Raw genomic sequence first — 23,081 nt, 5'->3', positions numbered from 1 at the left:
GCCGGTGCCGCAGTCGTTTAAAAGTTTGTCCGTCCCGCAAATGGCCGCTCTGTTCTGCCTCGGCTCGGTCGCCGTAACGTGGCTCGGCGTTTTTCTTTTCAATCGGCTCGCGCATCGGTGGGTGCATGGGCGTCGCAACGCCAATGAAATGATCGGGTTGACGTTGGCCGCCTTTTCGACGCTTTACGGAATTTTGTTGGGATTGCTCGCGGTCGAGGCCTATCAGGATTTTTCTAACGTTCAGGACATCATCTCTAAGGAGGCGTTGACGATCGCCACGCTTCACCGAGATTTCGACGGCTTTCCACAGCCGACGCGGAGCGAGCTTCAGGACGATCTGCGCAACTATGCGCGCGAGGCGATCGACGCTGTCCATCCGCCAGCCAATGTTCCTCAGGACCCCCATTCACGTTCGCCTGGATTGACGGCGCTCTTCGCGCAGGTGATGAGTTTTCAAGCCAAGCTGAAAAGCGAGGAAATCGTTCAGACCGAGACGTTCAGTCGCCTGAACACGCTTGTCGAACATCGCCGCTATCTCATCGCCGCCGGCGCGAATGGCATTCCAAAGGAGCTGTGGCTGGTGGTCTGTCTCGGCGGTTTTTTGTTGCTTGGCCTGATATGCATCTTTGACATGGAGCTCCATGTCCATTTGATCTTGAGCGGCGCGATGGCGCTGTTTCTCGGCTCGGTGATCTTTCTGATCGCCGCGATGGATAATCCATTTAACGGCGGCATGACGGTCGATTCAGGGCCGCTTGAAGCGGTGCTGGCGACCTTCCCGGAGGCGCGCTGAGGCGCGCTTCTGGCGGTCCCGAAGGGATTCGAACCCCTGACCTTCGGTTTAGGAAACCGCTGCTCTATCCTGCTGAGCTACGGGACCGCGTCGCCCCTCTCTAGCATAGAGCGCGTCGGAGAAAAAAGACGCCATGCGCCCTCCGGCCAACGCCAGAGGACTCATTTCTTCCTCAGGAAATATTCCGCGCCACTTCCTCGAGCTGCGTGATGCATGCGCCCCAGCCATCATAGAATCCCATCTCTTCATGGCGTCGGCATTCGGCGTCGTCCTTGTGCATGACGCGCGCGACATAGCGCGTGCCGGGGCCCTCGTCGGCCATGGTCAGGATCGCGGTGAATGCGAGCCATGGCGACGCCGGACGCCGGCCGCCAAGCAGCATTGACGTCAGGACGATGCGCTCCTGCGGCGCGATGTCGAGAAAGCAGCCCGGATTGTCGCTTTCTCCCCCATCCGGCCCTCTCAGGAACGTGTGGAAGGCGCCGCCCGGATGAAAATCAAAGGCGCGGACTTCGGTTGTCCAGGGTCGCGGGCACCACCATTCTTTCAATAACGCAGGGTCGGCCCAAGCCCTCCAAACACGCTCACGGGGTGCGGCCACGAAGCGCGAAATTTCAAGATCGAGTTTTTTCTCACTCATCCTTCTCCTCGCCTTTCTCCAGGAACGCGTCCAAAGGATCGAAGCGCGCCTCCCAGTGTGCGCGTTGCCGCGCGAGCCACGCCTGGGCGGCGTCGAATCTTTTTGGCTGTATGCGGCATGTGCGCATGCGCCCTGTCGTTCGGCTTGTCAGAAGCCCGCTCTGCTCCAGAGACTGCAAATGCTGCATGGCCGCGAGGAGCGTAAGCAGCTTAAGCGTTTAATGGACGCATCAGCCGCCGCGCGCCATCAGCGCGCCGCGCGCCATCAGGCGTTTTTCCCACTCCAGAGCCTGGCGAACGATTTCGTCGAGGTTGTCATGCTGCGGCGTCCAACCGAGCGTCCGGCGGATTCGTTCGTTCGCCGCGACGATCGCGGCAGGGTCGCCTGGACGGCGCGGGGAGATCTCGACGTCGAAATCAACGCCCGAAACCCGCTTCACCGATTCGATCACTTCGAGAACGGAAAAGCCGCGTTCATAGCCGCAATTGGCGACGAGCGGGGCGCCGCCGCCCCGCAAATAGCGCAAGGCGTCGAGATGGGCGCGCGAGAGATCGGTGACTTGGATATAGTCGCGCACGCAGGTGCCGTCGGGCGTCGGGTAATCGTCGCCGAAGACCTGCATTTTTGGACGCAGGCCGAGCGCCGTCTGAACGGCGACCTTGATGAGATGTGTGGCGTTCGGCGTGGATTGCCCCGAGCGGCCCTTGGGATCCGCGCCGGCGACGTTGAAATAGCGCAGGGCGACATAGGCAAGGCCGTGCGCGCGCGCCGTATCCTCCAGCATCCATTCGACCATGAGCTTCGATCGCCCATAGGGCGAAACCGGCTTGAGCGGCTCTTCCTCGGTTACAGGATTATGCAGAGGATCGCCGTAGACGGCGGCGGTCGAAGAAAAGATGAAGCGTTTGACGCGATGCGCCACCGACGTCGCGAGTAGCGCGCGCGCTTTCGCCGTATTGTTGAGATAATAGCCGAGAGGATCGGCGACGGAATCGGGAACGACGATCTTTGCGGCGAAATGGATGATCTCATCAATGGCATGGCGCTCGATCAAATCCGCGACGAGATCCGCGTCGCCGAAATCGCCGACCACGAGCGGCGTCCCCTCGGGAACCGACCAGCGGAAGCCGGTCGAGAGATCGTCGAGCACGACCGGCGGAGGTTCACCGGCGTCGAGCAGTTCGAGAACCGTATGACTGCCGATATAACCTGCGCCGCCCGTAACCAGAACCGTCATGCCGCAATCTTCCTCTTGTATCTTCGACTGATGTTAACGCCGCAGGCCTGAACGCCTCAAGTCTTTTGCGCCGTTCGTGTCGCGAACTCTACGATCCAGCCAAATCGTGCTAAGCGGCCCGGCTTGAAGACGCTTCCCTCGGTCACGCGGCGAGTCGATTCCGGAACAATTCGCCGCTATCACCCCTTCGTCGTCTCATCTCTCAATGGGCCCATCCATGAGCAAACGCATTCGCAAGGCTGTTTTCCCCGTCGCCGGTCTCGGCACGCGCTTTCTGCCCGCCACCAAGGCCGTGCCGAAGGAGATGCTGACCGTCGTCGACCGTCCGGTCGTGCAGCATGTCGTGGACGAAGCGCGAGAAGCCGGAATAGAGCATTTCATTTTCGTCACCGGGCGCGGCAAGGCGGTCATCGAAGATCACTTCGACATGGCCTATGAGCTTGAGGACACGCTGCGCCGCCGCAACAAGACCAAGGAATATGAAGCGCTGATGTCGGACCTGCCAGCCGCGGGGGCGACGAGCTTCACCCGCCAGCAGGCGCCGCTTGGCCTCGGCCACGCCGTATGGTGCGCGCGCGACATCGTCGGCGACGAGCCCTTCGCGGTGCTCCTGCCCGACATGATCACGCTTCCCGCGCGAGGCAAAAGCGCGCGCTGTCTCGCAGAAGCGGTCGCGGCTTACGAAAAACATGGCGGCAATATCATCGCGGTCGAGGAAGTGAAACCGGAAGAGACGCATCAATACGGCATCGTCGCGCGCGGCAAGGATTACGGCGCGACGTTCGAAATCACCGGCATGGTCGAGAAGCCGCCGCAGGGGACGGCGCCGAGCAACTTCATCATTTCCGGTCGCTATATTCTGGAGCCGGAAATTTTCGGGCTGCTCGAAAAGCATGAACAAGGCGCTGGCGGCGAAATTCAGCTCACCGACGCCATGATCCATCTTGCGAAGACGCGGCCCTTCCACGCCGTGCGCTTCGACGGACGCACCTATGACACGGGCTCGAAGCTTGGCTTTCTCGCGGCCAATGTGGCTTTTGGCCTGGCGCGGCCGGACGTCGCGGAGGGCCTGCGCGCCGAGCTGAAGAAGATGCTCGATTAGAGTGTATATCCAAAAAAGACAGTGGTTTATGGGCGTCTTGAGCAAAAGGCGGCTTTTGTCTGTGGCGCGGTCCCTCGTTTGACGCCGGCGCGCCAGTCATTAAACCTTCAAACGATTCTTAAGATCGGCGCGTGGCCGCGCGTGGTTGAAAGCAAGCAGGGGATTGAACACTGATGCCGCAACAAGGCGCCGCGCGCAGAATCGTCATTACCGGAATGGGCGCGGTGTCGGCCGCCGGCGTTGGCGCGACGCCGCTGTGGCGCGCGGCGCGTGACGGCGTGTCTTGCGTGCGCCCGCTGAGATCGGAGCGCCCCTATGTGGGGCGAATCAAGATCGCCGCGCAGGTCCCGGATTTCGATCCGGCGACGCATATCGAAGCCGAACTGCTCCCCTATTGCGATCCTTTTACCCAATTTTCCATTGTCGCCGCCGACGAGGCGCTGGCGCAGGCGGGGTTTGAGCGCAAGGCGGTCGGCGGGCCGCGCACCGCGGTCATCATCGGCACCGGCATCGGCGGCGCCACGACCATCGATAATAACGCCTATCTCGAATATAAGCTCGACGGCCGTCCGGATACGTTGACCGTGCCGCGCCTGATACCTAGCGCCGCGCCGACGACTCTCGGCATGCGCTACGGCGCCAAGGGACCGACCTTCGCGCTCGCCTCCGCCTGTTCCTCGGCGGCGCAGGCCATCGGCGAAGCCTTTGAAATGCTGCGCGCCGGCCGCGCCGATCGTGCCATCGCCGGCGGCGCCGAAGCCTGCGTGATCAATGGTTCGATTCGCTCCTGGGAGGCGCTGCGCGTTCTCACGCCGGATCTGTGCCGCCCGTTCTCGCAAAAGCGCAACGGCATGACGCTTGGCGAAGGCGCCGCCGTCGTCATCCTGGAAACGCTGGAAGGCGCGCTGGCGCGCGGCGCGACGCCGCTCTGCGAACTCGCCGGCTATGGCACGACGAGCGACGCTTTCGATCCGCTGCGCGCCGATGTCGAAGGCCCGTCGCGCTGCATGCGGCTTGCGCTCGACAGCGCCGGATTGGAGCCCGGCGACGTCGACTATCTCAACGCCCATGGCACCGCGACCTACGCCAATGACATCACCGAGTCGCAGGCGATGCGCGCCGTCTTCGGCGACGCGCCGCCGCCGGTTTCGTCAACGAAACCCGTGCACGGCCATGCGCTCGGCGCAAGCGGCGGGCTGGAGCTCGTCGTGACGATTTCCGCGTTGCGCGATCAGATCGCGCCGCCGACGATCAATTTCCTTGAGCCTGACCCCAAATGCGCTGTCGACGCCATTCCCAATGTCGCGCGGCAAATGCCGATTCGCGTCGCGCTCTCGAACTCTTTCGCCTTTGGCGGCATCAACGCCACGCTCGCCGTGCGGGCGATGACTTGATCGGATAGAGCCCTAGAATCGCAGTAGTTTTGCAAAGGGGCAGTCGACCGCGATGACAGAGAACGACGAGGGGGGCAGGAGCGGCGCCCCAAAAGGGGCGGATTTTAGCCCGAAGTCTAACGGCGAGCCGAAGAAGAAGGCGGCGCTTGCCGCCGCCTTGCGCGCCAATCTTGCCCGTCGCAAGGCGCGCGAACGCGCGCTGCGGGACCAGGCGCCAGCGAAACACGGCGGGGACTCGAAAACCGACAGCGAGGGGTGATGGATAAGATCAAGATCGTCGGCGGGACCAGGCTCAATGGCGTGATCCCGATTTCCGGCGCCAAGAACGCCGCCTTGCCGTTGATGATCGCATCGCTCCTGACGCGCGAAACCGTGACGCTCGCCAACATGCCGCTCCTCGCGGACGTGATGCTTCTCGAGCGCATCCTCGGCAATCATGGCGTGGATTACGCCATTGCCGGCAAGCGCACCGGCGAGTCCGTCGACGCCGGCCGCACCGTTCAGCTCACCGCGCGTGAGATCGTCGACACCACCGCGCCCTATGATCTCGTCTCGCGCATGCGCGCCAGCTTTTGGGTGCTCGCGCCGCTCGTCGCGCGTTGCGGCGAGGCGCGCGTGTCGCTGCCGGGCGGCTGCGCCATCGGCACGCGGCCAGTCGATCTGCTGCTCATGGCGCTGGAAAAGCTCGGCGCCAAACTCGACATCGAAAATGGTTACGTCGTCGCCTCGGCGAAGAATGGTCTCACCGGCGCCGAGATCGACTTTCCCAAAGTCACGGTCGGCGGCACGCATACGGCGCTGATGGCGGCGTCGCTCGCGCGCGGAACCACCGTGCTGCGCAACGCCGCGCGCGAGCCCGAAGTCGTCGATCTTGCCGACTGCCTCATAAAGATGGGAGCGCGCATCAAGGGCGCCGGCCAGTCGACGATCGAGATCGAGGGCGTGGGTTCGCTTTATGGCGCAAGACATGCCGTGATGCCCGATCGCATTGAGGCCGGCACTTACGCCATGGCGGTGGCGATGACCGGGGGCGACGTTCTGCTCGCCGGTGCGCGCGCCGATCTTCTGCAAGCGGGGCTCGACGCCCTCGCGCAGGCAGGCGCCAGCATCACCGAGACGAATGAGGGACTGCGGGTAACGCGTAACGGCGCCGGCATTTCGCCGGTCGATGTCACGACGGCGCCGTTCCCGGCCTTCCCGACCGATCTGCAGGCGCAGTTCATGGCGCTGATGACTCGCGCCCAGGGCGTTTCCCGCATTACCGAGACGATTTTCGAGAACCGCTTCATGCATGTGCAGGAGCTTGCGCGGCTTGGCGCCCGTATCAAGCTCGAAGGCGATACGGCGATCGTGACGGGCGCCGATCACCTCGATGGCGCGCCGGTGATGGCGACCGATCTGCGCGCCTCTGTCTCGCTCGTTATTGCGGCGCTCGCCGCGCGCGGCGAGACGACGATCAACCGAGTCTATCATCTCGATCGCGGTTTCGAGCGCCTGGAGAAGAAGCTGCGCGGCTGCGGCGCGGAAATCGAGCGAGTCACCGCGGCGGGGTGAGGGGCGGACGGCCATAGCGACGGTAGTTCATGGTGGCGTGCGGCGTTCCAATCCCTAAATTGTTCTGCGCCAATGGCTGGGTTGCTGGGCGCAATTGCATTGCTTGCGCATCTCTAGCGGCTGCGTGAATGAGCTTGCGCGGTCGCTACCGGTGCCGCGTAAGCTGCCCGCTTACAGCGTTTATGAACGATGGTTGAACTATTTTTGTTAGCCTTTTTGAAGGAGTGGTTTGGCATGCCGGGAGATCGAATTAATCCCTGGTTCTACCGGATGACGCGCGCTTCTGTCATTTGGTCCGGCCTCGCCTTACTGCTGCAAGGCTCGCCCAGTTACGCTCAGGCGGACGATTTTTATTCGATCTGTAAATCTTACCGCGCTAACCAAGACTCCATTCTTCATGAATGTTTTGATCGCGCGAAGCCATGGTCATATCTTTGGAATGGCAATAAAGTTGAACTCTTCTCATATGTAAGAAAGTCGCCGTCACGGAGTCATTTCTCCGTGGGATGTGTTTTTCAGAAATCGTTGAAGGGCCGAAATATAATAAGTTATTTTGGCGTCTATTACGCTCCTGACGACACAACGTTTCTGAATCTCGACGCCTCCACTGTTGAGTCTGTCGGTCATGGGGGTGACATTCACGTTGTTCGGAATGGCAATTCTGAAAGTCTCGCGCCGATTAATGGCTTTACGGTCCAAGAGGGGCCGATGCAGGATCAATACAATGGACCGGTATGGTCGAATTGCGAGGAAGGAAAATATCTGAAAGACGCGAGGGAGACGGTTAGGCCATATAATATAAATCATTATGTAACACGCTATAGGGCCGAGATAAATGGGGATAGATTTTCGATTGCGGAGTGCGGACGGCGATTCGACAAGAACACCAATGAGCCAATCACGCTTACGTTCTGCAAGCCGCTGAAATATGTGCGTTCCTTACGTGATCCGCTCACCTATGAGATCATATATTCTGACGACTCTTTGTTCATAACCAGAGACGGCAAGGCTTTTTTCGACCAGCGAGAAATTGAAAGAGCCTGCGACTCGTCAGGGAACAACCCCCTATTCCGGGGCGTAAGCGCCGAGCTCTGCAGGGCGGGAAAGAACTAGCGCGCCCCGCCGCCGCTTACTGTCGAAGCGAAAAAGACAGGGAAGAAGAGGCTAGCTGGCCTGGGACAATGAAGTGTGGATTTGGCGAATAGCTTGGAGCATCGACGTGGCTCTTTCCTTTAGACGGTGGCTGTCCTCTATCTTCTCAGATCCAAGAGAAAATAGCGAACTACTGAAGGAGATAAGCATCCATAGTAAAGGTGAGTTCTCCATGAACGGAGAGTACTGTATCACTATTGAATGTCGTAGAAATCAAGACGGTTATTTCGGGATCATGACCATTAGTGAAAGTGATGTAGTGTGCAGGTACTATATTAATAAAGCGGAGTTTGAACTATTAGCTACGTCTCTTTCTAAATTCGCCTCATAGCGGCAGTGGGCCTCGTGTCTCAGGGTCACTCGATCACAACCTTCACCGCGCGCGACGCGACAGGCGCGAGCGCCAGTCGCGCCTGAATGCGATGTCTGCCGGGCGTCATCGGCCAGAACACGGTCTCGTTCGCCTGCGCCGTCGCGAAGGGTTCGCCGTCGACCGTCCAGACGATCTGCGCATCTGCGCCTGTTGGCGCGAGTTTCAGCGCGAGACGGTTGAAGCGCTCAGGCTGCTCCGGGTTTCGCCAGATATGTGTGTTGTGCTCAGGCGTCGCGATCACGAGCGGCGCGGCGCCTGTCGCCTGAGAGTCCGGCGCGGAAGCCATGCTCTCGCCCTGAGCAGGACTCGCATCATAGGTCTCGGCCGCTTTCCCCTCGGCCGGCTTCACCCATTCGCGCAGCGTCTGCGCGCAGTCGGCGCCGCCGTCGGCGCGACAGAGATCGATGGCGATGCGTCCCGGCGGCGGCGCAAAAACTTCCGGCGCGATGTCTCCGGGCTTCGCGTCATGGAGCTTTACGAGCACGGCGTGGGCGAGTCGCGCCGCTGATGACACGCCGGTCATCGCGCGCATCGCGCCGGCGTCGCCGCGACCGAGCCACACGCCGACGATGAATTTATGCGAGAAGGCGATCGTCCAGGCGTCGCGATAGGCTTGCGACGTGCCCGTCTTCACCGCGACGGCGAAGGGATATTCGAGCGGTCCATAGCGCGGAAAAGAGGGAAGCCGCGCCTGCGGATCGGAGAGCATCGAGGCGATCAGCCGCGCGCTGTCGACCGATAATACGCGCCGCGCCGGACGTCGCGATTCGTCGCGCGTGAACGCAAGGTCGCGCATGATCCCGTCGTCCGCGAGCGCGGCATAGGCGCGCATCACATCCTCGAGCCGCGCCGGCAGCGCGCCGATCGCCATCGAAATCCCGAAACTCTCCGCCGGCGTTTCGAGATCGTGCAGGCCGAGGTCGCGAAGAAAATTGAAGTTCGCTTCAAGCCCCACGCGCCGCAGCAGATTTGTCGCCGGCACGTTGCGCGAATTGGCGAGCGCCTGACGCGGCGTCAGCGGTCCAAGATAGAGCCCGTCGGCGTTCGATACGCCCGAGGCGCCTTCGGGAATGTCGTTCAGGAGATCCGTGGTCCTGAGAACGCCGCGCTCGAAGGCCAGCGCATAGATAAAGGGTTTTAACGTCGAGCCGGGCGAGCGCCGCACGCGGGTGAAATCGAATGCCCCCGCCTGCGGGTCGCTGTAGTCGGAGGAGCCGACGTCGGCGATGACGGCGTTGGTTCCCCGCTCAATGACCATCACCGCGACCTGCCGTGCGCCGCGGCGGCGGAAATTCGAAAGGTATCGGCGGGCGAGCCAGAGCACGTCTCGTTCGACCGCCAAATCGATCGTCGCATTGATGCGTCGCTCGCCCTCCGCGACCGGCCGCGCCAGGCCCTCGCGCGCGAGCGTTTCGTAGCGCAGCGCCAGATGCAATGTTTCGGGGCGGCGCTTGGCGTCGAGCGGACGCATATGATCGAGCTCGGCGCGCGCTAGCGCCGCCTGCGCCGCGTCGAGCGCGCCATCGATTTCGAGCCGCGCGATCGCATGATGCGCGCGCGCCGTCGCCAGTGTCAGACCGCTCTCGCGGGAGATGTTCATCCGTCCCGGCGATTGCGGAATGGCGGCCAGCAGCGCCGCCTGCGCCCAGGAGAGGTCTTCGACAGGCTTGTCGAAATAAAAGCGCGCGGCATGGGCGACGCCATGGCCGTTCAATCCGTAAGGCGCGAGGCGCAGATAATGCGCGAGCGTCGCTTCGTGGCCGTGGCGCGCGACAATGGCGAGCGCCGTTGCCGCCTGCATCAGCTTTTCGGCGAATGAGCGCGGCCGCTCGCCTTGCATGCGCGCGACCTGCATGGCGATCGTCGAGGCGCCTTCGCGTCTGCCGCGCGTTGTCAGATTGCGCCATGCGGCGCGCAGCAGCGCGCGGACGTCAACGCCGGGATGATCGTAAAAGCGGCGGTCTTCGAGAGCGAGCGTCGCGCGCGCGACGCGCTGCGGCATTGAGGCGAGGGGCCAATAGCCGTAATCGACGCGCGAGGTTTTGCTCTTAGGATCGCGAGTCTTCTCGCCGATCTGCGTGAGAAAGGCGCCGTTGCGATCGTAGACGATCGAGGTGGCGCGCGGAGAATTAAGCTCGGCGCGCGACAGCGCCTCATGCGAGAGCCAAGCGGCGGTTGCGATGATGGCCACAGTAAGCGCAAGCGCGATGCCGCGTGCAAACCCTCTCCCTTTGGGAGAGGGTGGCTGCGGAGCAGCCGGGTGAGGGGTTACGATATTTGTCGGCATGCGGTCGCGCCAAAACTACAAAGATTGCTGCCCCTCACCCGACCCGGCTTCGCCGGGCCACCCTCTCCCAAGGGGAGAGGGTTATGCGCGTTACTTTCCAATCTCCACCCGCGCGCCGGCGCTCGTCGCCCGAAGGCCTTTCTTGTACATCGCTTCGACAATCGCCGGCGGCTGCGTATAGGCGCCCGCCGTCTGCGCGCGGAGGCGAAAGGCGAAGCGATAGGTTCCCTTTGGCAGCGAATCGTAAGCGTAGAACACGCGGTCGTCGCCATAAGAGACCCAGCTCGGCGGCAGCGTCGGCGCAATTGAGGGCTGCGCTTCGGCAGGCGCCGTGGCGAGATTGGGATTGAGCGGCTCGAAGCCCGCGGCGAGCGGAATCGAAATGGCGATATGGGTGCGATCCTCGGGATTGACTACTTCCGCCGTCTCTTCGATGAGGTCGCCCTGCTTCACCTGCAAAACGCCGTCGCGAACGTCGATCTTCTCCGGCGCCTTGCCGCTTTCGATGCGCCAGCCCTGGCGCGTGATCGTAAAGCCGTCGCTCGTCGCTTGAGCTTTTGCGCCCGGCTCCGCCGGCATGTAGCTGGTCTCGATCATCGCGACGAGCGGCGCGTTGGAGCCGTTGGCGATCTTCAGCGGCGCGTCGCTGCTGGAGACGTGACGGACGACCGGCGTGTTGGCGTCGAGCGTCAGCGCGCGATCCTGTCCGCCATCATTGAAGGTCACGCCGATTGGCGCGGTCGGCCGCCGCCACCCCTCGGCCAGCGCTTCGATCGCCGCGGCGTCGGCGTTGGTCGTTCCCCAGCCATCGCCTTCGCCAAGCCGCAGCAGCGCGTCGCGCAACGCATTTGCGCGCGGATCCCCGGAGGCCGTCAGCGCGGCGGCGCGCACCATTTCGGCGAGGCTGCGAGTCTCGGAAGGCAGGATGATCGGGGAAGCGCTTTCAGCCGCCTGTCCGGCATAGACCTGCACGCCGTTGCGGTTCGCGAACTTCACGCGGCTCCACATCGTATCGATCAGCGCCGCCAGCGCGCGCTGATCGACATTGGGCAGAAGCGCGGCGGCGGAGGCCATCTGCGCAACGCTGATATTGGGAAGGAAATCGGCGCGCCGCGAAAATTCAGCGACATAGGAGTCGTCGAGCTTGCCGCCTTCAGCCAGCGCCGCAAGCGCTTCGACGCGCTCGCGCAATTCATCGCCCGACAGCAGTCGTGGATAATCGGAGCGCAATGACAATTTGAGGATATTGGCGAGGCGCTCCGAAAGGGTCTTGTCGATCGGCTCGCCGGCGCGCTCCGCCCGCGCGAGGAAATCGTAAGACCAGGCGGTCAGCGAGACCGTGCCGCGCGAACGCGGCCAGAAGGCGACGAGCCCGTCGGCGTCGATCGACTGGTCGATGATTTGCGCCGTCGATTTCACATTGGCGGAGACGCGATCCTCGAGCCCCGCCGCCGCGAGAATTGGCCCGAAACTTTTCAGCGCCAGCCCGCCGCGCGCGAGCGACAGGCGTTGCTCTGTGCAGCCATAGGGATATTCGACGAGCGCATTCAAACCAGCGACGAGCTTAATGAGCGACGGGTCGGCGGCGACGATCGTCTCGCGCGAGAAGCTGCCCGGCCGCGACTGCTCGCCAGCACGAGCAAGCGTCTTGGTTTCGCCGGGCGCGATCTCGACCAATTCGAAGCGTCGCGTCGCCTCGCGGTCCTGCTTCACCGGCACGGCGATCTCGACCGCGTCTTTCGCATGATCGGCGTCGCGCTCGATGCGAAAGCCGAGCGTTGCGTCGCCCGCAAGTTGCGCGGGCGCCGCGGCGTGTAGATCAATGCGCACTGGTCTATTCTGCGTCCATTCGATCTTGCGGCTCGTCTCGCCAGAGAGCGTCAGCGCCGGCGCCGTGATCGACGCCTTGCCGGCGCCGCCGGGTCCTTCGACGATCCGCGCGACAAGGCCGATATCGAATGAATCGCCCGGCCGAATGAAGCGCGGCAGCGCCGGCTGCGCGACGAGCGCCTGCCGGATCAGAATTTCGCCGCCCGCGGCGCCGAAGCGATCCGGCCCGCTGACCGCCTTGGCGCGCAGTTTGAACACGGTCAGCGTATCGGGAAGCTGCACCTTGATTTTGGCGACGCCGTCGGGGCCGATCTTCACGCTCGGCAGATAGATCGGCACGGGCGTGAAATTCTTGCGCACGGAAATATTGTTCTCAGCGCCCCATTCCTGCAGTTCATCGCCGTCGCCGCCGGCGATCTCTTCGAGCGGAATGACGCCAAAGGCCATGTTGCGCGTGTCCCGCGCCGCCATTTTGGTTTCGCGCTCGACGATGAAGTCGGACAGGGGATCGAGCGGGCGTTCCTTTGCAAGCGACAGCACCGCCTGATCGACCATCCAGAAGGTCGCTTCGCCGGCGAGTGGCTTGCCGGCGTCGTCGGAAAGCCGTAGCGCGACCTCGATCGCGTCGCCCGGGCGCGCCTTGGCCGGATGTTCGATCTTCACATTGACGATGTTCTTGACCGGCGCGTCACCTCGATCCATTTCGTCGCTGCGATGGTGACAGGTTTGCCTTGGTCGAAACTCGCCGTCGGTTGCGGCGGCGCATCCTTCAGCCGTCCGCGCATGATCAGAAAATGCACGGCGAGCTTTGGCGTCTGCTCTTTTCTGACCGGCAGAGCATAGCGGCCGAAGCCATTGGCGATGTCGACGAACTCATAGTCATAGACGCCGCTCGGCTGTTCGACGATGGCGAGCGCGCGCGCATTCTGGAAGGGCGACTGGATGATGAGCGTCGCCGTTTCGCCCGGCGCATATTTGTCCTTGTCGGTCGTGATGGTCGCGGATTCGGCTGGCGGCCGCGCGAAAGTGACGGGCGTATCGCCGCCGACGAAAAAGTCGACGCTCACCTGCTGTCGGCGCTTGAGCCTGTCATAGGCCTCCAGTTGCACGACATAGACGCCGGCGTCGCGCGTCGCCAATTCGACCTTCTGCGCCTCCTTGGCGCTCGTCACCTTGCGTTCGATCAGGACGTCGTCCTGCGTCTGCGTGACATATTTCGCCGCTCCCTGCGCGAAGTCGGAGGCCTGCAGCGTCGAAATCCAGTTGCGCTTGATAAGCCGCAGCGTCATCTCGAGACCGACGACCGCGTCCCCCTTGCCGTCAATGGCGATGAGCTCCGGCGTCACAACGCCGGGACGCTCGACATAGCGGGGCGTCTTCACGCCGAGCACGAAAGGCGGCAGCGCGATGACGTTCTGCACATTGCGCACTTCGATGCCGTCGTCGCCCGTCACCGTCGCTTCGATGGAGTAGCGGCGTGGCTGCGCCGTCGGCTCGATCGCGGTGTCGAAGGTCATGCGCGCGGCGCCGCCGGCGTCGGTACGCTGATCGCGCTCCAGCACAGCCGTCGATTTGAACTTGCCGTCGCCGGAGAAGCGCGCGTCGGTCGAAAAGAGAAAGCCTTCGCGGCCGGGCGGCGAGAAGACATGCGGAAATTGCGCGGCCCGCCATTTGACGGGGCGCTCCGCCGCAAGTCCGCCAGCGAAATAGCGGGCGAGGAGATCGACGTCGAAAGTTCCGTCGAGCGCAACGGTCTGCGGCGCGTTGAGCACGACCTCAAACGTCGGCAGACGATAGGCTTCTTTCTTGAAGGTGAACTGACCGCAGGAGATGTCCTCAGCGGCTTCTGCCACTTCGCTCTCTCCCTCGGGCGCTTCTTCCGGTTCGGCTTTCTGCGCCTCGGCCTTCTTCGCCTTTTTCCGCGCATCCGGTTCGAACCGCGCCGAATAATCGCCGGTCGCCTGAGTTTGCGCGTCGAACTTGTGATAGAAGCCGCCGGCTGCGTCGAGCTTCACCGGAATGCGCCATTCCTGATTGGCGGGCCCTGTCACGACAAGCGTTCCGCCCGTCTTGGTGAGGCTCAGGGCGCCGCCCCGATAGCTGCGCACGAAGCCCTTGATGTGCGCGAATTCTTCCGGCCGATAAATGGGCCGCTCCGAGAAGAGATGGCAGAGCGTGCGCGGCTTTTCGGCGCGCGGCTGGTCAGCCTCGCTTGTCCAGGCGAGCCATTCCGATTCCGGCTTTGACCAGATTTCCCGCGAATATTCCGATGGCGCGCTGTTGGGGTCGATGACCAGCGTGTCGAGCCCCTTGTTGGCCACGATGCGGCGCGCTTCGCCGCCGCCGCGCTTGTCGGGCGTCCAGGAAAAGAAGCCCGAAGCGTCGGTGGTTCCGCTCGCGAGCGTGACGAATTTTTCGTCCTTAATCCCTTCGACGCGGATTTGCGCGCCGCTCACGGGCTGCGTCGTCGACAGCGAAGTGACGGCGAAACGCACCCGCGTCGGCTCTTCGATGGCGGACAGCGAGAGATCGGTGATCTGCACGCGCAGCCAGCGGCGCTTGTCGTCATCGACCGCGCGCAGGCCGACGAGATAGGTGCCCGGTTGGTCGCGGCCGCTGACTTTGGCGAAATCCTCCTTGAGGTCGACGCCGAATTTCGCGTCGGGGCCGTTGCGGCGGATCGGCAGTTCAACGAGCCGCGACACCGCGGGCGATCCGAGCGACTTGATGCGCTGCTTGATCGCCTCAGCCTCGATGTTGGCGGTCTCGCTCCACAACTTCGGCTCGTTGCCGGGCAGGGGCGGCGCGTCGGAATCGCTCGTTTCGACGCCATGCGCCGGAAAGGGAAAAAAGTCGCGCGACAGCGGATCGATGGCGTGGATGCGGACGTCGGCGCGATCATAGCCGCGCCCGCGCAGCGGCAGAAGTTGCGGGCCAAACCGCTCGGCGACGCCATAGCCCGCGTCCCATTGCAGCGCTGGCGCGTCGCGCGTGAAGGCGAATCGCTGCGAGAAGGCGCTCGCCAGCGCGCGTCCTTGCGAGTCTTTCAGCGCGCCTTCGGCGATGGAGAGTTCGTAAATCTGGTCCGACAGGAATTTCGCAACCATGCGCAGCCGCCTGCCGTCGGTTTCGACGGCAAGATCGTCGACAGGCGGCGTGATGCGCAGCGCCTCGCGCGCACGCAGAATGTCGATCGTCTCGGGCGTCGCGTTGAAAGAGAGCGTTAGCTGCCGCTTGCTCGCCGGCGCATAGGGGATGGCGGCGGCTTCGCCTTCCTCTTCGCTGCTCTCGGGCGTCGTAAGATAGGATGCGCAACGCAACACGTTTTCGGCGCGGTCGTCGCTCCAGCCGTGGCCGCAGCTTGCCTCCGTCGCCGCGAAGGGCGGGGCGGTGCGCAGCCGCAATTCATAGGTCTGGTCGTCGAGGCTGGGTTCATCGGAAAGCCGCAGCCGCAGGATCGCGACGCGGCCATCGGCGATCCGTTCGCGGAAACGGATGACGTAGGTCTGTTCCTCGGCGCGCTCGCCCCGCTCCAGCGCGCGGATCTCATAGGCCGAAGCGCTGAGCATTTGTCCGCCCTGCGGCGAGACGCCGGGCGAGGGACGAATTTCGATGGTCAGCAGCCGCGCCAGCGCGGCGACGTCGACCGGCTCGGCGAATGTGAGGGCGATCTGCGTCAGTTCGAGTTGCGGATCGGCGCCCTCGGCGGGATTGGTGGAACGCGGCGTCGGCAGCAGCGCGACGAGTTTAATCTCCGTCGAGCCGAGCTTCAGGTCGACGCGCGACAGCGGTTTCCAGGCGTCGGCGGGACGAAATTGCAGAGCGCGCGGACCGAGCCAGCGCCATTCGCCGGCAGGCTGCGGGGTCATCGTCACATATTTTTGCGGCGCGTCTTCCGCGCCGCCGGCCTTCGGCCCCGTGTCGCTAGCGAAGAAGATCGTCACCGGATCATAGGCGCGCAAGAATCTGTCGGGCGCGACGCGCGCGCCGTCGGCGCGTTGCGCGCGGTCGAAGACAGGCGGGGTTTCGGCGCGCAGCGGCGCCGCGGCGTCAAGAAACGCGCCAAGAAAGGCGCAAAGAGAGAGAAGCAGAATGTTTTTCATCGCCGCGCCTTTCGAAGTCATTGCGCCTTGCTTTTCTTCATGCCGGCCTTGTCGAGCAGCTCCGCGACGATCTCCGCCGGCGGCGCGTTCACAGGCGGGGACAGCCCGACGATCGCGACGCGGATCGTCGTCGCCTGCGCGTCGGCGGGCGTCCGCGCCTCGATAAAATACCGGCCGGGCGAAAGCGTCATCGTCTGCGCGACGCCTTCGCCGAGCGTCTTGCCTTGCGCATCCATCAGCCGCGCATTGATGCGGTCGGGTTCCGCGCGCACGCCGAGGCCGATGTTGCGCGCGTCCTTCACCTCGAAGCTGAAGAGCGCGCTTGCGCCGGGCGAAACCGCCACCGCGTCGTTGACGCCTTCATGCGCCTCGATGACGGGCTGCGTCGAAATATCGAGCATGTCGGACAGCGCGCCGTCATAAGGCGCGTAAATGTCGAGCGTCGCTTCGCCCGGCGTCATGTAGCGATGAAGATCGACGCCATTCGCGAAAGCGAGCGTCTCCAGCCTGCCATTCTGCGTGAAACCGACGATCGCCGGCGCGCCGCCCGTCGCTCTCAACAGCGCGGGCTTATCGCTCCTGATCGAAAAGCGCATCGCGGCGCCCTCGAGCGCCACGCGCTGCGGCGGATTGAGCGCGCGCGCCGCCGGCGCCGGCCAGGGCGATGCGCCGGCGCGCTCGATCCAAAAAGCGACGAGGCCCGGCCCATGATCGATGATCGCTTCGCCCGCCCCATCAAGCGCAATGTTCTCGCCGCGTGAAACACGGCCGCTATTCGATATCACCGTCGCCTTCGCGCCGCTGACGATCAGCCTGTCGTTTTGCTGCGCGTCGAGCGGCAGCGAGATTTGTCCTGCAGTCGGGAAGAAGCGCGTGAACGCCCGGCTTGCGTCGAGTCGTCTACTCTCGCCAGTCTCGCGTGCGATGCGCGCCGGCAGCGGCGCTTGCGTCAGATTGACGAGAAGCACGCGCGATTTGACGCCGTGCAGAATGCGCGACGTGGCGGCGCCATCGCCGAAGACGACGCGCGGCTGCGCGAAGGCGGCGAGCCCGCCGGCGAGGTCGAGCGCGAGCGGCCCGGCGGCGTCGTCCATGTCGACAGGCTGCGCGCTCATCGGCGGGACGATCCCCGAAAATAGCGCGTCGCCCTTCATCGCCGGCCGCGTCTCGACATCAATCGCGTTCAGCGTGACGCGCATCGGCGCGACTCCTTCAGCGTTCCAAAGTTCGAGCGGAGCGTCGCCAGCGAGCGTCAGCGCGGCGCCCTTCGCCACGCCGACGCCGCGTCCGCCGTCGAGCGCCGGCTGAGCGAAGGCGGACCGCGCGAGCCACAGTCGTAGCTTGCCGGCGGCTGACGCGAGCGGAACGAGATGAGCGCGCTCGCCTTCGCCGACGTCGAGCGAAATCTCGGAGCCCTTCCAGTCGAAAGCGGCGACGCCGACCCGGGAGGCGCAGTCGCCGCGCCCCATCAGCCACAATTCCGGCGCTTGCGGCGCGAGCGGTCCGGAGCGCGCCGCGCGCAATAATGTCCTCGCCATCGAGCCGGCGGCGATATTCTCTTGCGTCGTCAGCGTCACGAGGGCCGCGTCGGGCGTCGCAACCTTGGCGACGCAGACTCCGGCGACGCCGTCGACCGGATCAAGCGCGATTTCGCCCAGTCGGCGCGGACGGCGTTCGACAGCCCGCGCGACGAGCGAAATTGGCGCGTTTTCGCCGCCGATCGTCCAGACGACCGCACGCGTTTCGCCTTCGCCGGCCGCAGGCCAGGCCGCGACGGGCGCGCGCCCGCGCTCGACGCCGATCGCGCGCCATTGGCCGCCAGCGTCGCGCCGCTCGATTGAGATGGCGACCTCGCTTTCGGCGCGCGCCGCGATCAGCGCGAGACTCGCCGAGGGAGCAGGCGGCAGAGAAAGGATATGCGCGCCGGCGCCGTTCAGCGTCTTTTCGCCAGAGAGCGTCAGCGCGCCGTCATTCTTCTCCTCAAGAAGCGACAAGCGAAGCTCGACGCCGCTTAGAGGCGCTTCTTCATTTTCCGCGACCTCTTCTTCATTCGAGGATTCTTCGGTTTCTTCGCTCGGCTCTTGCTGAGCTTCCACAGGGGCGCTAGGCGCAGCGCCAAGCGGTTCGAGTTCGAGCCGGTAATTTCCCGCTGGCAATCGCCGCGACAGAGCGACATTCCAGTCATCGGCGCGCGGCTGCAGGCGCTCGATCACGTCGCCCCTGCCGTCTTTCAGCACGCCGATCGTTTCAATGTCCCCGAAGCTCGCAAGGTCGACGACGCTGTCCTTCGCCAGCGAGAAATCAACGTGCGTCGGCGGCTGAACCGCGCGCCGCGCATCTGGCTGCAATTCCTTAGAGTCGAGCGAAACTTCGTAATCGAGGCGATCGTCATGAGCGAGGCTTCGCGCCTCGACCCGGTAATCGCCTGCCGTCAGCTTCGACTTGAACGGCCTGCCCGCCGCAATTTTGCCGACGCTGTCCGTCTCGCCTTTGAAGATCTCGCCAACCATGCCGTCGCCGATCGAAAGATCGATCTCGGCGTCGCCATGGAGCGCAAAGCGCCAGACGTCGGGCGCGCGCGGCGCATCGCGCGCCTGCGGTTCGCGCCATTGCAGCCTCTGGGCTTTGCCGAAGGGCAGGGGATGCGGACCATGCCCTTCCAGCGCCTTCGCGGCGACGATCGGCGTCAGTCGCGCCGCCATGCGCGCTTCGACGTCTTTCGGCATGACGACCAGCCGATAGACGCCTTTCTCGAATCGCCGTGTGACGCGCTGCATTTCGCCCGGCGCCGCGAGCGGCCAGCCGTCGGCGTCCTCCAATCTCGCGCGCCATTTCTGCTTCAGGCCGAGAAGCTCGATGCGATATTCGCCGTCGCGGGTGATCTCGATCGGCACGATCGCGCCCTTGCCGGAATCGAGCGTCGCGCGCGCGATTCCCGCGTCGACAAGTTTCGCCGTCGGCGCAAGAGTCGCAGATGAAACGGCAAGGCCGAGATGGCCGGCGGAGTCCTTTGCGGTGACAGCCGCGCGATAGGCGCCGGCGCGCAGAAAGGCTGTCACCAGCGCATTGTCGCCGGGTCCATTCGCATCGCCTTCGCCAAGTCGCGGCGACACATTCGCGCCGACGCGCAGCGCGGTCTTCATGCGCCCCAGCGTTTCGACCCGGTAAAGGCCGCCTTGCGCGACGTCAAAGCGCAGACGCTTGGTTTCGTCGCGCGCGAGATCGAAGAAGGCCGGGCGCGCGACGGCTGCGGAAAGGGCCGTTGGCGCGGGCTTGCCGGGCTCCTCGGATTTGGCCGGCGTCGGTTCGGGAACGAAGATGAGGCCCAGCGCGCGCGGTTTTTCCGCGGCCGCGATCTTTATTGTCGCGAGACGCTGCTCATTCTCTTCCTTTTGATCTCCGAGCGTCAGCGCGACATCCGCGCCATGCCAATCGCGCGCAATCGCCTTGCCGGTCTTGGGAAGCCGCACCGGCAGCGCGACGTCCTTGCCTGTGTCCTGCCAGAGCGCCAATGGCGCCTTGTCGAGTTCGACGGGAAGCGCGACGACGCGCGGCCCGGTCAGAAGTTGCGGCGCAATATTCGTCAGGATGAGATAGGAGCCGTCCCTTTCGAGAGTCTGCGTCCCGAAAGAAATTGTTGGGCGCGAAGGCGCCGCCGCAGGCGTTGATACAGAGAGGCCGGGCGGCCCGAGCGTCACGTCGATCACGCCGGCTGAGTCGCCCTTTGGCTCGAGCCTGAGAAAATAATAGCCCGCCTGCAGATCGTAGCGTGCCGGGTTTGTTCCGTCTGCGCGGGGCGCCTGCGCGCCGAGCGCCGGTTCAATGAAGGCGTCGACTTTGACCCCTTTCGCGTCGATCGCGACGCGCCCGTCGCGCGTCGCTTCGAAGAGAATCGACGTCGGACCGAACAGATTGAACTTTCCCCGCCACGCTTTTCCGGCGCCGATGCGCGGCGCGTCCGAGGCGATCACCCGCGTCTTGCCATCCTTCTCTATGCGCGCGAAGAGCGCCGTGGCAGGGGCTTCATCGCCCCCGTCGCCAGCAAGATCGACGCCGACAAGATGCGGTCCGAACGCTTCGAATGTTTCGCGGTCCGACTGACGCAGACCGCGCAGCGTGAACGCCTGGCCCTCATAGCCGGAGACTTCAAGACGCGCGTTTGTCTTGCTGTCGGACGCGAGCCTGACGTTTGCGGACGGCGTGCGGCTGTTCTTCGAAATTGTCGCGATCTCTTTCGCGTCGTTGCGCCGCGCTTCAAGCCGCGCCGGCGTCGTCTGCGCGAGATCGAGGCGAAAGGCGTCATAGCTCGCCGGCGCGTCAAAGCGCGCGGCGCCAAAGGGGCCGATCACGCCCTCGGCGACGCCCGCCGCGAGCAGCGCCGGCTCTTCAAGCCGCAGCAAGAAGGGCTGCGACGCATCGCCTTGCGCCCAGACGAGCTTCTCGCCGCCATAGGCGGTGACGACATAGCGCCCGGGCTCCAGCGCGCCTTCAACACGCAGCCGATTCATCGCGCGGCCCGGTTTTGTTTCGACCGTCTCCTGCTCGAAGGCGAGATCGACGAGTTCGCCGTCGCTACGCCAGACGCGCAGGTCGCTGAGCGCTCGGCCGATCGCTTCAAGGCTCACGCGACCCTCGGCGCCGACGTCGAAGGAATAGGAGCGTTGCTGCAGATCGCCGAGTTCCCCGCTTTGGATGCGCCCTGGCGCGAGCGTCGGCTTCGAGGGGCTGGCTTCGACGAACGCCTGCGCGGAGAGCGCGGCCTTGCCGCTCGCGCCTTTGACGCCGAAAACCCGTAGCTTGTAGACGCCTTTGTCGAGCAACGCGTCGATGCGTCCGTCGCGCAGGCCGGGCGCGCCGCTTGAGTCAAGCGGGCCGGCGATCATGTCGACGAGTTCGATGCGCGCGCCGGAAGGACTTTTTGCGCGAATCGAATAGCGGCCTGGCGCTGGCGCGGCGAGGAGGCTCGCGCCGTCTCGATCCGCCGCCAACTCGCCTGGCGTAAGGCTGATCGCGCTTGGTTTGGCTCTTGTCTCGGCGATCGCGTTCTGCGTGGCGCGCCACAACGGCTGCGCAAAATACGCCGCGAAGGCGGCGACAAGAGAAAACGCGATCCGCCGCATGAGCGCACCGTAAGCCAGCGGCGGATTTGCCGGAAAGTTCCCGCCGCCGCTGGAGTCAAGCATAGGCCGCGCGCGGCGCCTGAGTCGAGAGCCACGCGCCTTTCGTTGCGCCGACGATTCGTCCATGCCGCTGCCCCACGCACTTGTTGACCGGCGCCATTTGGAGCCGGCAGGAATATCTTTTAGGCTAGGTTCTGCGTCTGGGGATTGCGCGAGCGCACATCAAAACCAGGGAAGTCGGCATGCGTCGGTCGCTATTTGCCTTTGTTCTTTTTGGCGCGCTCTCCTGCGCTCAGCAGGCGGCGGCGATAAAGCTGACGCTCGCCTACCCGGCGGTGCTGCGCGCGGGTCCAGAGGAAAATTATGCGGCGATCACGACCGCGCCGGCGGGGACGGAGGTCAAAATCTTGCGCGACGATCCAAGCTGGACGCGCATCGCCATCGACAATAGGCGTTTTTTCGTCGCGACCCTGGAGCTTGTGTTCATGTCGTCTAGGGTCACCCAGACGTCCGGCTGCGATTTTGGCTATCCCTATTCGGGTAGCAGCCAATATTTCGCCGAGCCGCTAACGGAGCTGCGCCACAGCTGGCCGCTGGGCGACCTGCTCGGCTATCACAACCGCTTTCCCTGCTAATCAGAGGCTGTCGCCGGCGCGGGCCAGTTCGACTTGCGGCGACCGCGTTCCCGTATCCTCGAACTTCGCCCGATAGACGACGAAATTCTCCATCACCCGCTGCACGTAATTGCGCGTTTCGGTGATCGGAATCCGCTCGACCCAGTCGATCGGATCGACATTGGGCTTGCGTGGGTCGCCATAGGCGTCGATCCATTGCTTCACCCGACCGCCGCCAGCGTTGTAGGCGGCGAAGGTGAGGAGATAGGCACCCCGATATTCGCCCAGCAGAATGCCGAGATGCGCCGCGCCGAGCTGGGCGTTGAAGGGCGGGTCGCTCAGCATCCGCGACATGTCGAAGCTGACGCCGCGCATATAGGCGGTGTGCCGCGCCGTCGAGGCGATCATCTGCATCAGGCCCATGGCGCCCGCGGAGGAGACCGCCTTTGGATCGAAGGCGCTTTCCTGGCGTGCGACGGCGAAGACGATCGAACGGGACGCCGAGCCTGGAAGCGCGTTGAAATTCGGAACGCCATAGGCGGGGAAGGCGACGTCGTCGAGCGCGATTCCCCTATAGGAAGCGGCCTTGCCGAAAATGAGCGAGAGTTTCGCGTCGCTTTGGCGCGCGATGACCTCTCCGAGCGCCGCGACCTGCGCCTCGTCCTGCAAGTATTTTGCGCCGTCGAGCGCAAGCGGCGCCGCGACGTCCTTCTCGCCCACGGCGAACAGCAACTCGGCGACGCGAACCGCTTCGGCTCGGCTGTCGCCGGAGGCGGCTGTCGGGGGCGGGCGAAGCGGGCGCTCGTCGGCGCCGAGGCGGGAATTGGCGAGCTGCCCGTAGAACGTCGTCGAATGCGCGGCCGCCTGGAGATAGAAATTGCG

Annotated in this window: 11 protein-coding genes, 1 tRNA gene and 1 pseudogene; 6 read left to right on the top strand and 7 right to left on the bottom strand. The window is 64.2% G+C overall.

Annotated elements, in window-relative coordinates; all coding sequences use genetic code 11:
* Window positions 1-4: 4 nt before the first annotated feature.
* Window positions 5-793, top strand: coding sequence for a bestrophin-like domain (locus NEI07_RS06850; RefSeq protein ID WP_256033604.1), 789 nt, complete (start codon window positions 5-7; stop codon window positions 791-793).
* Between the two features lie 10 nt (window positions 794-803).
* Here the strand turns inward: NEI07_RS06850 and NEI07_RS06845 are convergent.
* From NEI07_RS06845 to galE, 3 genes are all read right to left on the bottom strand, one after another.
* Window positions 804-880, bottom strand: a tRNA-Arg gene (locus NEI07_RS06845).
* Window positions 881-965: 85 nt separating this feature from the next.
* Window positions 966-1,433, bottom strand: a complete 468-nt coding sequence (locus NEI07_RS06840; protein WP_256033601.1) for an SRPBCC family protein — start codon at window positions 1,431-1,433, stop codon at window positions 966-968.
* A gap of 229 nt (window positions 1,434-1,662) precedes the next feature.
* A complete protein-coding gene (gene galE / locus NEI07_RS06835) occupies window positions 1,663-2,670 on the bottom strand; it encodes a UDP-glucose 4-epimerase GalE (RefSeq protein ID WP_256033599.1) in 1,008 nt (335 codons plus the stop codon).
* Window positions 2,671-2,887: 217 nt separating this feature from the next.
* On the opposite strand from galE, the gene galU reads away from it, so the two are divergent.
* The 4 genes from galU to murA all read left to right on the top strand — a co-directional run bounded on the left by galU (window position 2,888) and on the right by murA (window position 6,720).
* Window positions 2,888-3,772 (top strand): UTP--glucose-1-phosphate uridylyltransferase GalU, encoded by an 885-nt coding sequence (gene galU / locus NEI07_RS06830; RefSeq protein WP_256033597.1) that lies wholly within the window; start codon window positions 2,888-2,890, stop codon window positions 3,770-3,772.
* Window positions 3,773-3,945: 173 nt separating this feature from the next.
* Window positions 3,946-5,166 (top strand): beta-ketoacyl-[acyl-carrier-protein] synthase family protein, encoded by a 1,221-nt coding sequence (locus NEI07_RS06825; protein ID WP_256033595.1) that lies wholly within the window; start codon window positions 3,946-3,948, stop codon window positions 5,164-5,166.
* A 52-nt stretch (window positions 5,167-5,218) separates the two neighbouring features.
* Window positions 5,219-5,425, top strand: a complete 207-nt coding sequence (locus NEI07_RS06820; RefSeq protein ID WP_256033593.1) for a hypothetical protein — start codon at window positions 5,219-5,221, stop codon at window positions 5,423-5,425.
* Window positions 5,425-6,720: a UDP-N-acetylglucosamine 1-carboxyvinyltransferase gene (murA, locus tag NEI07_RS06815; RefSeq protein ID WP_256033591.1), complete on the top strand. Its 1,296-nt coding sequence runs from the start codon at window positions 5,425-5,427 to the stop codon at window positions 6,718-6,720. Before NEI07_RS06820 ends, murA begins: the two co-directional genes overlap by 1 nt.
* A gap of 1,508 nt (window positions 6,721-8,228) precedes the next feature.
* On the opposite strand, the gene NEI07_RS06810 is transcribed toward murA, so the two are convergent.
* From NEI07_RS06810 to NEI07_RS06800, 3 genes and pseudogenes are all read right to left on the bottom strand, one after another.
* Window positions 8,229-10,532 carry a transglycosylase domain-containing protein gene (locus NEI07_RS06810; RefSeq protein ID WP_305123643.1) on the bottom strand — a complete coding sequence of 768 codons (2,304 nt, stop codon included), beginning with the start codon at window positions 10,530-10,532 and terminating at the stop codon, window positions 8,229-8,231.
* 90 nt (window positions 10,533-10,622) lie between these two features.
* A pseudogene (locus NEI07_RS19830) lies at window positions 10,623-16,486 on the bottom strand (alpha-2-macroglobulin family protein).
* Window positions 16,483-21,648 (bottom strand): hypothetical protein, encoded by a 5,166-nt coding sequence (locus NEI07_RS06800; protein ID WP_256033588.1) that lies wholly within the window; start codon window positions 21,646-21,648, stop codon window positions 16,483-16,485. Before NEI07_RS06800 ends, NEI07_RS19830 begins: the two are co-directional and overlap by 4 nt.
* Before the next feature lie 179 nt (window positions 21,649-21,827).
* Here NEI07_RS06800 and NEI07_RS06795 point away from each other — a divergent pair, with 179 nt between their 5' ends.
* Window positions 21,828-22,220 (top strand): SH3 domain-containing protein, encoded by a 393-nt coding sequence (locus NEI07_RS06795; RefSeq protein ID WP_256033586.1) that lies wholly within the window; start codon window positions 21,828-21,830, stop codon window positions 22,218-22,220.
* On the opposite strand, the gene NEI07_RS06790 is transcribed toward NEI07_RS06795, so the two are convergent.
* The coding region (locus NEI07_RS06790) for a lytic transglycosylase domain-containing protein (RefSeq protein ID WP_256033584.1) at window positions 22,221-23,081 on the bottom strand (861 nt) is incomplete at its 5' end.

Source organism: Methylocystis suflitae, assembly GCF_024448135.1.
Taxonomy (GTDB): domain Bacteria; phylum Pseudomonadota; class Alphaproteobacteria; order Rhizobiales; family Beijerinckiaceae; genus Methylocystis; species Methylocystis suflitae.
Note: the sequence above shows the minus strand (reverse complement) of the source record. Positions and strands in the feature narration are given on the sequence as shown.

What these genes read in the sequence shown, in the direction of transcription:
- NEI07_RS06810 (WP_305123643.1), bottom strand. Translation starts at nt 10,532, where the DNA reads ATGCCGACAAATATCGTAACCCCTCACCCGGCTGCTCCGCAGCCACCC.
- NEI07_RS06800 (WP_256033588.1), bottom strand. Translation starts at nt 21,648, where the DNA reads ATGCTTGACTCCAGCGGCGGCGGGAACTTTCCGGCAAATCCGCCGCTG.
- galU (WP_256033597.1), top strand. Translation starts at nt 2,888, where the DNA reads ATGAGCAAACGCATTCGCAAGGCTGTTTTCCCCGTCGCCGGTCTCGGC.
- NEI07_RS06795 (WP_256033586.1), top strand. Translation starts at nt 21,828, where the DNA reads ATGCGTCGGTCGCTATTTGCCTTTGTTCTTTTTGGCGCGCTCTCCTGC.
- NEI07_RS06820 (WP_256033593.1), top strand. Translation starts at nt 5,219, where the DNA reads ATGACAGAGAACGACGAGGGGGGCAGGAGCGGCGCCCCAAAAGGGGCG.
- NEI07_RS06840 (WP_256033601.1), bottom strand. Translation starts at nt 1,433, where the DNA reads ATGAGTGAGAAAAAACTCGATCTTGAAATTTCGCGCTTCGTGGCCGCA.
- murA (WP_256033591.1), top strand. Translation starts at nt 5,425, where the DNA reads ATGGATAAGATCAAGATCGTCGGCGGGACCAGGCTCAATGGCGTGATC.
- NEI07_RS06825 (WP_256033595.1), top strand. Translation starts at nt 3,946, where the DNA reads ATGCCGCAACAAGGCGCCGCGCGCAGAATCGTCATTACCGGAATGGGC.
- galE (WP_256033599.1), bottom strand. Translation starts at nt 2,670, where the DNA reads ATGACGGTTCTGGTTACGGGCGGCGCAGGTTATATCGGCAGTCATACG.